Source organism: Herbaspirillum sp. CF444 (assembly GCF_000282135.1).
Lineage (GTDB): Bacteria > Pseudomonadota > Gammaproteobacteria > Burkholderiales > Burkholderiaceae_D > Herbaspirillum.
Map to the genome: position 1 here is coordinate 1 of NZ_AKJW01000085.1, position 8,419 is coordinate 8,419.

Annotated in this window: 7 protein-coding genes; 2 read left to right on the forward strand and 5 right to left on the reverse strand. The window is 60.7% G+C overall.

The annotated features are described in order from the left end of the window. Positions 1-199 precede the first annotated feature (199 nt). Genes PMI16_RS20045 through PMI16_RS20055 form a run of 3 tightly spaced genes read right to left on the reverse strand, consistent with a single transcriptional unit; the run spans position 200 to position 2,836 of the window. Positions 200-1,087, reverse strand: coding sequence for a sugar phosphate isomerase/epimerase family protein (locus PMI16_RS20045; RefSeq protein WP_007882929.1), 888 nt, complete (start codon positions 1,085-1,087; stop codon positions 200-202). Continuing rightward, positions 1,084-1,929 (reverse strand): shikimate dehydrogenase family protein, encoded by an 846-nt coding sequence (locus PMI16_RS20050; RefSeq protein WP_007882933.1) that lies wholly within the window; start codon positions 1,927-1,929, stop codon positions 1,084-1,086. The genes PMI16_RS20045 and PMI16_RS20050 overlap by 4 nt, the downstream gene beginning before the upstream one ends. Next, positions 1,922-2,836 (reverse strand): 4-hydroxyphenylpyruvate dioxygenase, encoded by a 915-nt coding sequence (locus PMI16_RS20055; RefSeq protein WP_007882936.1) that lies wholly within the window; start codon positions 2,834-2,836, stop codon positions 1,922-1,924. Before PMI16_RS20055 ends, PMI16_RS20050 begins: the two co-directional genes overlap by 8 nt. Before the next feature lie 131 nt (positions 2,837-2,967). Between PMI16_RS20055 and PMI16_RS20060 the strand changes: the two genes are divergently transcribed. Next, on the forward strand, positions 2,968-3,750 hold the full coding sequence (locus tag PMI16_RS20060; RefSeq protein WP_007882946.1) for an IclR family transcriptional regulator domain-containing protein: 783 nt from the start codon (positions 2,968-2,970) through the stop codon (positions 3,748-3,750). A 188-nt stretch (positions 3,751-3,938) separates the two neighbouring features. Here the strand turns inward: PMI16_RS20060 and PMI16_RS20065 are convergent, their stop codons facing one another. Continuing rightward, positions 3,939-4,427, reverse strand: a complete 489-nt coding sequence (locus PMI16_RS20065; RefSeq protein ID WP_007882949.1) for a Dps family protein — start codon at positions 4,425-4,427, stop codon at positions 3,939-3,941. 124 nt (positions 4,428-4,551) lie between these two features. Further along, positions 4,552-5,787, reverse strand: coding sequence for an MFS transporter (locus PMI16_RS20070; RefSeq protein ID WP_007882950.1), 1,236 nt, complete (start codon positions 5,785-5,787; stop codon positions 4,552-4,554). A 175-nt stretch (positions 5,788-5,962) separates the two neighbouring features. On the opposite strand from PMI16_RS20070, the gene PMI16_RS20075 reads away from it, so the two are divergent. Beyond that, on the forward strand, positions 5,963-8,260 hold the full coding sequence (locus PMI16_RS20075) for a UvrD-helicase domain-containing protein (protein ID WP_007882952.1): 2,298 nt from the start codon (positions 5,963-5,965) through the stop codon (positions 8,258-8,260). Positions 8,261-8,419 lie beyond the last annotated feature (159 nt).

The following is an 8,419-nucleotide window of genomic DNA, read 5'->3' on the forward strand; positions in this document are numbered from 1 at the left end:
GGCGGCGGCTGATCGGCCGCCGCTACTCGCGGAAATAACTACAGTGCGAACTGCTGTGCGCGACTGTCCGGTAGATTCCGGTTGGGGCCGTTCATAGCGGGAACGAATTTCTGGCGTGGGGTCATGCTGTCTCCTTGGTGAAGCCGCGTTATTGTTTTTGGTCGCAGCTATTATTTTTTATATGGTGTACTGCGGACGGTTAAGCCATCGTCGGATGCCCGGCACGGGGTTGGCGTACCTGCAGGCTGCGCCGCAGCACCTGGTCGGTGACCCACTTGGCGGCGCGATGCGCACGGCGGGCCACGATCTCGGGCGACAGTTGCAAGTAATCGTCATTGAAGACTTCGAAACTGTAGTCGCCGCGATAACCGCCGCGGTCCAGCCGCCGCAACAATGCCGACAACTCCTTCGAATGCGCGCCCTCGCCCGGAAATACGCGCAGATGACGAGCCGTTTCCAGCCGCTCTTCGGCACTGCGGATATCGCGCCACATGAAATCGGACAGCTGCACCATGGCGATCTTGTCGCTTGGAATATCTTGCAAGCCATCCAGATCGGCCTGGTTCGCCAGCATGTGGAAGGAGTCGAGCACCACTCCCAGGTTGGCGTGATCGGCCATCTCTACCGCTTCCCACGACTGCTGGTATTGATTGACATGCCGGCCCCAGGACAGCGCTTCGTAACCGATGCGCACCCCAAGCGGCACCGCCAGGGTCGCCAGTTTTGCCAGGTGGCGCGCGATCAGGGGCAGCTCGCCGCTGGCGTGGCTGGAGGTACTGGAACAGACCATCAGCAACGGCGCGCCTACCGCCTGGCACACCTGCAACAGGTTCTTGGCGATGTCGAGTTTGTATTCGTGCAAGGCGCCGGACAAGCCTTCGAAATCGCGCATGACCTGGATCCCGGTCACACGCACCCCGCTAGCCTTGACGAGCCGCACCGCCTGTTCCAGGCCGCCCGGATGGCCGGCCAGGTCCTTGGCCCACAACATGATCTGTGAAAACCCTGCGGCCTTGGAAGCATTTAATTTTGACTCCAGCGGCCCTGCCAACGTGATGCTGTCCATGCCGAAATTGCTCAGGTTCATATCGCCTCCAACACGCGAAACGCATCCGACGATATGCCCGGCCAGCCGAACAGTTCGAGGTACAGCGGCGCTTGTTCGATCATCATCTCGCGCCCCTTCTGGATGCGGCAGCCGTGGCGCTGCGCTGCCACCAGCAAGCGGGTCATTTCAATCTTCATGCCGCAATCGGCGACGATGCAGGACGGCGCAATACCGTCCAGGTCCAGCGGTAGCGGATCGTCCGGGCTCATGCCAAGCGGCGTCGAGTTGACCACCAGGTCATAGCCTGCGGCAAACGGCGTGCCGATCACGACTTCCGTGCTGCCGAACATTTTCTGCAAGCGCTGGCGCAACGCCTCAGCCTGTTCGCGGCGCGTATCGTAAATGGCGACATGGCGAATGCCGCGCGCCGCCAGCGCCGCCGCCACCGCGCAGCCGACACCGCCGCTGCCGACCACCAGGGCTCTGGCGCGCGGCCAGTCGAACGGCGTGTCGCCGCAGGTGCGGTCGAAGGCGCGCACAAAACCTTCGCCATCGATCAGGTCGCCGATCAGGTGGCCGTCCTTGCTTTTATAGATGGCGTTGCAGGCGCCCGCCAGCACGGCGCGCTCAGTCGGCTGGTCTACCGCCTCCACGCTCATCGGCTTGTGCGGGATCGAGACCAGGATGCCGCCTACGTTTTCCATCGCCATCAGCATGCGCACCGACGCAATGTAAGCGGCCGGTGGAACCTTGAGCGGAATGACGCGGGCATCCATGTCATGCCGCTTGAAATAAGCGTTAAACAAGGTTGGCGCTTTGACTTGCTCGACCGGCCAGCCGATGACCGGGAAAATACGGGTGCTGCCGGAAATCTCAAGCATGTGCCTGCTCCTGCCGGCTGATATTCTGGTGGCTGATATTTTGGTGACTGACTACCAGTTCGAAACTGATGCCGCTCTTGTAAAGCTGGGTCAACGCGCCTTTTTCGCTGGCTTGCGTCGGTTCGCGGTCGATGAAGACGATGCCTCTTTGTTTCAGTTGCCGCACGGCTTCCAGCACATCGGGCGCACCGATGCCGACCCGCACCAGTTGTTCATCCCACTGCAGGCCGGCGGCGCCTTCCGGCGGCTCTACCAGTTGCAGGTAAAAACGATGGCAGGGGCTTTCCAGCAAGACTCCTTTCGGCAACACGCCAAAATAGCGGCCTTGCGGCAGCGGCCGGAAATCCATCAGTTGCTGGTAAAAATCGATCCATTCCGGCGAACGATCGCGTCCTATCGTCTGCACCACGCCAAAAAAATGCATGCCCGCCAGCGCAGGCGGATTGGCCGGGGCATTCAGGATCGGCTTGAAATCGACGTCGTAGATGGAAAAATCGCGGAAGCGATCGACGAAATACAGGATCGAGTCGCCGACCCCATGCACCCCGGGGATATTCAATTCCATCACGCCGGCGCGCGTCTGGATCGCCCAGGCGCCCATCTCGATGGCATGGCGGTAGGCGGCGTCGGCGTCGCGCACCCGCAAGGCAATTGCGCTGATGACTGTCGCCTGGGGTTCGCCGTCGGCTTGCGGCAGCGAAGACGGGTCGGCATTGACGATCACATTCATCGTGCCCTGGCGGTACAAGGTGACTTCCCGCGAGCGATGACGGGCGGTCGGCACAAATCCCATCTGCTCCAGCAAGGCGCCCAGCGCCAAGGGCTGGGCGCTGGCGTATTCGATAAATTCAATGCCGTCGATGCCGAGCGGATTATTCGGTTCCGGATTATGTTCTTGCGCGGTCATGCTGATCCTTGGCTGAAATGGTCAGGCCAAGTATAGGAATGGCGCACCCGGAAAAATAGCCGGGAAAATATGCAATACTGCGCTAATCGCGCAAAATGCGCGATTAGCGCGCATTTTGGGAGTTATTTGGCATGAAAAAAACGGAGTTGCAGGAAGTGGAAATCGCCAGGCGCGATCTGATCGACGGCTTGATCAAGGGCATCGACGTGATTACCGCCTTCAATGACGATACGGTGCGCCTTACGGCCAGCGAGCTGGCGGAAAAAGTGGCGCTCAGTCGCAGCGCGGCGCGCCGTTATTTGCTGACCCTGGTGCACATCGGCCTGGCGGCAACCGACGGCCGCAACTTCTGGCTCACGCCCAAGGTGCTGAACCTGGGACGCTCCTACCTGGATTCGGCGCGGTTGCCGCGCGCCATGGTGCCCTTCCTGCAGCGGCTGACGCTGCAGTTGCAGGAGTCGACCAACTATTCCGTACTGGAAGGGGACGACGTCGTGTATGTCAGTCGCGTCAATGCGCCGCGCCTGCTGACCACCGGCTTCGAACCCGGCACCCGCTTGCCGGCCTATACCTCGACCGCCGGCCGGGTGCTGTTGTCGGCCCTGCCGGACGCCGAGTTGCGCGCCTACCTGGAACGCATCGAGCTGATCGCCTATACCCACTTGACCGTCACCGACAAGGAGCAACTGTTGCGGCAGTTGATCGCCATCCGCGAAGATGGTTTCGGCGTCACCGAAAACCAGTATGAAATCGGCATGCGTGGAATATCGGTGCCGATCAAGAGCCGCCGGGGTGTTTTAATCGGTGCGTTGAGCGTTTCGATGATGACCTCCAGCTGTTCGAAAGCCGAAGCGACCGCGCGCTGCCTGCCGGCATTGCAGGCGACGGCGAATACTTTGATGATGTGGGTGTGAGTCCGACCCGAATGTCTTCGAATATCGGGGAGCCATGTAAGGCTGCAGCGTGAACGGTACGCCAAGTGTATCGAAGCAAATTGTCGAACGCAATGGAATGTTCAAATCTGTTGTGACGTCAGCGCGCCGGATTGAAAAAAGCCGCTGCCTCGTTCGAAAGCAGCGGCCTTTTCGTCTTTCTTATTTCCTCAGCCTTCCAGCAGGCTGCGCAGCATCCACGCATTCTTTTCATGCAATTGCATGCGTTGTGTCAGCAAGTCGGCGGTCGGTTCGTCGGCGGCGGCATCGACAGCCGGGAACAGCGAACGCGCGGTGCGGGTGACGGCTTCCTGGCCGGCCACCAGTTGACGGATCATGTCGTCGGCGGCAGGCACGCCTTCGGCTTCAGGGATGGACGACAGCTTGGCGAAGTCCTTGTACGAACCCGGCGCCGGATAGCCCAGTGCGCGGATGCGTTCGGCGATCAGGTCGACCGCCAGCGCCAGTTCGTTGTACTGGCCTTCGAACATCAGGTGCAGCGTGTTGAACATCGGGCCGGTGACGTTCCAGTGGAAATTGTGGGTCTTGAGATAGAGCGTGTAAGTGTCGGCCAGCAGTTTGCTGAGGCCGTCTGCAATCTTCTTGCGATCTTTGTCGTTGATGCCGATGTTGATCGCTGCCACGTTCTTTTTTGCCATTGTTTTGCTCCTTGGTGTGATGGAATGCAACTTCGCGATTTTATGCCAAAACCGCAACCCTATAAATAAGACATAGGGATGATTGACTCCATCACAAGGTATGAGGTTCGATTATTGCTATCGATTATTCTTTGGCAAGCTGAGAACGGCGATACAGCGACAGCGTCAATGCCACCGCGCACAGCGCACCGATGGCGGCGAACAGGAAGACTTCTTCGTAACCGAACTGGCCCACGATCAAGCCGGCCAGCGGACCGGTGATACCCAGCGCCAGATCCAGGAAGACCGAATACGCCCCCAGCGCCGCGCCGCGATTGGGCGCCGGCACCAGGCCGACCGCTTCCACGCCCAGCGATGGAAACACCAGCGCAAAGCCGAAGCCGGCCAATGCCGCGCCGACCATGGCGACTTCCGCCGAACCGGCCAGCCACAGGATGCTCAGGCCGGCAGCTTCCACCGCGAACGAAGCGATGGCGACACGGAAACCGCCGAAACGATTGATCGAATTGGCGAACAGCAGGCGCGAGCCGATGAAGAAGCCGCCGAACAGCGTCAGCGAAAATGCCGCGTTGGACCAGTTATGGCTGGCGTAATACAGCGTGATGAAGGTGGCAATCGCGCCGAAACCGACCGTGCCCAGCGCCAGGCCGATGCCGTAAGGCAGCACGCGATTGAGCACCAGGCGGAAGGCCAGGCGTTCGCCGCGTACCACCGGCACGGCAGGACGACGACGCGCAATCAGGTAACCGATCAGCGGCAGCGCCAGCGCGAGAAAACCGATCGAAGAGAAGCCTGCAACATGCTGCAAGGCCACGCCCAGCGGTGCGCCGATGGCCAGCGCGCCGTAGGTGGCGATGCCGTTCCACGAGATCATGCGCGCGGTATGCGCGGCGCCGATACGGCCGATGCCCCAGATGATGGAGCCGGTGCCGGCCAGGCTTTCGCCGATGCCGAGGCAGAAGCGGCTGACCAGGATCATGGACAGGCTCAGCCACGGCAGTTCCGACGACCAGGCCGCCAGCACCAGGAACACGCCGCTGGCGACGCAGGCCAGCATGCCGCGCATGACGGTTTTCTTGGGGCCGATGGTGTCGACCATGCGTCCGGCCTGGGCGCGCGTGATGAAGGTGGACAGGTATTGCACGCTGATCGACAGGCCGGCGATGAAGGAGCTGTAGCCCAGGTCCAGATGCACGTAGCCCGGCAAGACCGCCAGCGGGATGCCTATGGTCATATAGGCAAGAAAAGTGAACAACACCGTCGACAGGATCTGGACGATGACGGCGGATTGCGCAGGGGTGCTGACAGGCGCGCCTTCAGTGGCGGCAGTAGATGTGGAACGTAGAGCTTCTTCGGACATGATAGGGAGTAAGAGAGGGCAACCGGCCTCAATGCCATGTTGCAGTGCGGAATTTTACTCCTGTTGCCGCAAACCTGCTGGCGGCGCGGGATTTGGCCTGGTTCGGCGAATTTTTCGAGGGAAGAATCAAGGGCGATGGCGCGCTGAAGATGACGCACCCACGTATAATCGCGGGATGCAAAATCTTCTCCACAATCTCAACGCCGAGCAGCTCGCCGCCGTCACCCTTCCTGCACAATCCGCATTGATCCTGGCAGGCGCCGGATCAGGCAAGACGCGCGTGCTGACGACCCGCATCGCGTGGCTGATCCAGACCGGGCAAGTGTCGCCCTCGGGCATCCTGGCGGTGACCTTCACCAACAAGGCGGCCAAGGAAATGCTCACGCGTCTGTCGGCGATGATGCCGATCAACACGCGCGGCATGTGGATCGGTACCTTCCACGGCTTGTGCAATCGCCTGCTGCGCGCGCATCACCGCGACGCCGCCTTGCCGCAGACTTTCCAGATCCTCGATTCGCAGGATCAGCTGTCTGCCATCAAGCGCCTGCTCAAGCAGATGAATGTCGACGACGAGAAGTATCCGCCGCGCAACCTGATGTACTTCATCAACGGTGCGAAAGATCAGGGCTTGCGCGCCAAGGACGTCGAAGCGCATGACGACTACAACCGCAAGTTCGTCGAGCTGTACGACCTGTACGACCAGCAGTGCCAGCGCGAAGGCGTGGTCGACTTTGCCGAGCTGCTGCTGCGCACGTATGAGCTGCTGTCGCGCAACCAGCCGCTGCGCGAGCATTACCAGCGCCGTTTCCGCCACGTGCTGGTGGACGAGTTCCAGGATACCAACGACCTGCAATATAAATGGCTCAAGCTGATGTCCGGTCAGGGACAGGTCGACAGCGGCGCCGTGTTTGCGGTGGGCGACGACGATCAGAGCATCTACGCATTCCGCGGCGCCAATGTCGGCAACATGACGGCCTTCGAGCGCGAGTTCCGCGTGCAGAATCTGATCAAGCTGGAGCAGAACTATCGCTCGCACGGTCACATCCTCGACGCCGCCAACATCCTCATCGCCAACAACAGCAAGCGCCTCGGCAAGAACCTGCGCACCGACGCCGGCCATGGCGAGCAGGTGCGCGTGTTCGAAGCCAGCAGCGACCTGCAGGAGGCGCAATGGATCATCGAACAGGTCAAGAACCTCATCGCCGAAGGCTGGTCGCGCAGCGAGATCGCCTTGCTGTACCGCTCCAACGCACAGTCGCGCGTGCTGGAGCATGCCTTGTTTTCGTCGGCGATTCCTTACCGCGTGTACGGCGGCCAGCGCTTCTTCGAACGCGCCGAAATCAAGCACGCGATCGCCTATCTGCAATTGATGGACAACCTCCACAACGATTCCGCTTTCCTGCGCGTGGTCAACTTCCCGACGCGCGGCATCGGCGCCAAGGCGCTGGAGCAATTGCAGGACGCCGCGCGCCAGTACAACTGCTCGCTGTATGCGGCGGTGCCTTACGTTGCCGGCAAGGCAGGCTCTTCATTGAACGGCTTCATCAAGCTGATTGAAGCCGCGCGTTTCGAGACGCAGAATCTGCCGCTGCAGGAAATGGTGCAGGTGGTGCTCGACGCCAGCGGTCTGCTCACCCATTACCAGAACGAAAAAGAAGGCGCCGACCGGATCGAGAATCTGGAGCAGCTCGTCAGCGCCGCGACCTTGTTCGTGTCGGAAGAAGGCTACGGCCTCGATGCGCCGGCCTTCCTCGGACCGCAGGCGCAAGCCGTTGCCGGCACCTCCATCACGACCGCCGACGGCATTGAAATCATCGATGCCGACGCGTCGCTGACGACGATCATGTCGCCGCTGTCAGCTTTCCTCTCGCACGCCTCGCTGGAAGCCGGCGACAACCAGGCGCAGGCCGGGCAGGACGCCTTGCAACTGATGACGGTGCACTCGGCCAAGGGCCTGGAATTCGACGCGGTGTTCATCACCGGGTTGGAAGAAGGCCTGTTCCCGCACGAGAACAGCGCCAAGGAAGAAGGCGGCGTGGAAGAAGAGCGCCGCTTGATGTACGTCGCCATCACGCGCGCGCGCAAGCGTTTGTACATGAGCTTTTCGCAGACGCGCATGTTGCACGGCCAGACGCGCTACAACATGCGCTCACGTTTCTTCGATGAATTGCCGGATGAATCGATCAAGTGGTTGTCGCCGAAGATTCAGCAGCAGCAACACAGCTGGTTCGCACAGCCGAAATCGGCCTGGGATGCGGCGCCTGAATCCGGCAACAACAAGATCGCGCAGAATTTTTCCCGGCCGGATTCGGGATGGCGGATTGGGCAGAATGTGGCGCATGCCAAGTTTGGCGAGGGTGTCATCGTCAACATCGAGGGCGGCGGCGGGAGCACGCGGGCGCATATCAACTTCGGGAAGTTTGGGATGAAGTTGTTGGATTTGAGTGTGGCTAAGTTGGAGAAGGTGGGGTGAGGTTGGGTTTGTTTCGTTTCGTTCTGTTCCGACTGACTTTGTCTGTAGTTAATTCTGGAGTCTCTTCGATCAACCTTTGCCGGGGGCGGCCCGGCAGCCGCTCACTTTTCTTGTCTCGCCAAGAAAAGTAAGCAAAAGAAGGCGACCGCGGGATCCAGG